Source organism: Brevundimonas sp. Root1423 (assembly GCF_001426805.1).
Window position 1 is genome coordinate 166,446 of the sequence record NZ_LMFL01000008.1, and the last position, 1,664, is coordinate 168,109.

The 1,664-nt window shown below is 63.7% G+C and carries 1 protein-coding gene and 3 pseudogenes; all 4 read left to right on the forward strand.

Features of this window, described 5'->3' with window-relative positions; all coding sequences use genetic code 11:
* Positions 1 to 2: 2 nt before the first annotated feature.
* Positions 3 to 1,322 (forward strand): annotated as a pseudogene (locus ASD25_RS06015) (elongation factor G); the annotation flags it as partial.
* Between the two features lie 25 nt (positions 1,323 to 1,347).
* Positions 1,348 to 1,392, forward strand: a pseudogene (locus ASD25_RS33080) (hypothetical protein); the annotation flags it as partial.
* Between the two features lie 6 nt (positions 1,393 to 1,398).
* A pseudogene (locus tag ASD25_RS33085) lies at positions 1,399 to 1,476 on the forward strand (hypothetical protein); the annotation flags it as partial.
* A gap of 90 nt (positions 1,477 to 1,566) precedes the next feature.
* A partial coding sequence (locus tag ASD25_RS29190) for a GTP-binding protein (RefSeq protein WP_199225306.1) occupies positions 1,567 to 1,664 on the forward strand: 98 nt, incomplete at its 3' end.

The window sequence follows — 1,664 nt, forward strand, 5'->3', positions numbered from 1 at the left end:
CNTCGCTGGAAGTGCTGAAGAAGTGCATCCGCAAGGCCGTGCTGACCGGCGCCTTCTATCCGATCCTCTGCGGCTCGGCCTTCAAGAACAAGGGCGTGCAGACGCTGCTGGACGCCGTCGTCGACTACCTGCCGTCGCCGGTGGACATCCCGCCGACCCCGGGCATCGACTTCAAGACGGAAGAGCCGATCGTTCGCCGCGCTTCGGACGACGAACCCCTGTCGGTTCTGGCGTTCAAGATCATGGACGACCCGTTCGTCGGCTCGCTGACCTTCTGCCGCATCTATTCCGGCAAGATGGAAACCGGCATGGGCCTGCTGAACTCSAGCCGCGATCGTAAAGAGCGCGTCGGCCGCATGCTGCTGATGCACTCGAACGACCGTCAGGACATCAAGGAAGCCTACGCCGGCGACATCGTCGCCCTGGCCGGCCTGAAGGACACGCGCACCGGCGACACSCTGTGCGATCCCCTGAAGTCGCCCGTCATCCTCGAGAAGATGGAATTCCCGGCGCCSGTGATCGAGATCTCGGTCGAGCCCAAGACCAAGGCCGACCAGGAGAAGCTGGGCGTCGCCCTGGCCAAGCTGGCCTCGGARGATCCCTCSTTCACCGTCTCGACCGAYCACGAGTCGGGCCAGACCATCCTCAAGGGGATGGGCGAGCTGCACCTSGACATCAAGATCGACATCCTGCGCCGCACCTACAAGGTCGACGCCACGATCGGTCAGCCCCAGGTCGCCTACCGTGAATCGCTCGGCCGCAAGGTCGACATCGACTACACGCACAAGAAGCAGACCGGCGGTACGGGCCAGTTCGCCCGCGTCATGATCACCTTCGAGCCCGGCGARCCCGGCTCGGGCTTCGTGTTCGAGAACTCGATCGTCGGCGGCGCGGTGCCCAAGGAATACATCCCGGGCGTCGAAAAGGGCCTGATGTCCTCCAAGGAGAACGGCCTGCTGGCCGGCTTCCCGCTGATCGACTTCAAGGCGACCCTGACGGACGGCAAGTTCCACGACGTCGACTCCAGCGTGCTGGCGTTCGAAATCGCGGCCCGCGCCGCCTTCCGCGAACTGAAGGACAAGGGCGCTCCGAAGCTGCTCGAGCCGATCATGGCGGTCGAGGTCGTGACCCCCGAGGACTACCTCGGTTCGGTCATCGGCGACCTGAACGGCCGTCGCGGCATGATCCAGGGTCAGGACATGCGCGGCAACGCCACCGTCGTGAACGCCTTCGTGCCGCTGGCCAACATGTTCGGCTATGTGAACACGCTTCGCGGCATGTCGCAGGGCCGCGCCGCCTTCACCATGCAGTACGACCACTATNAACGCCTTCGTGCCGCTGGCCAACATGTTCGGCTATGTGAACACGCTTCGCGGCATGTCGCAGGGCCGCGCCGCCTTCACCATGCAGTACGACCACTATGAGCCGGTGCCGCAACACGTCGCCGACGAAGTGATCAAGAAGTATTCCGCCTAACCAACCCAATCCCGGCGGGCCTGCAAAGGCCCGCCGGACCCCTGAAAACCTAGGACTAAAGCCCCCTGTTCAGGGGACGGAGAGAAGAGAATGGCCAAGGAAAAGTTCGAACGTAACAAGCCGCACTGCAACATCGGCACGATCGGTCACGTGGACCACGGCAAGACGACGCTGACGGCTGCGATCAC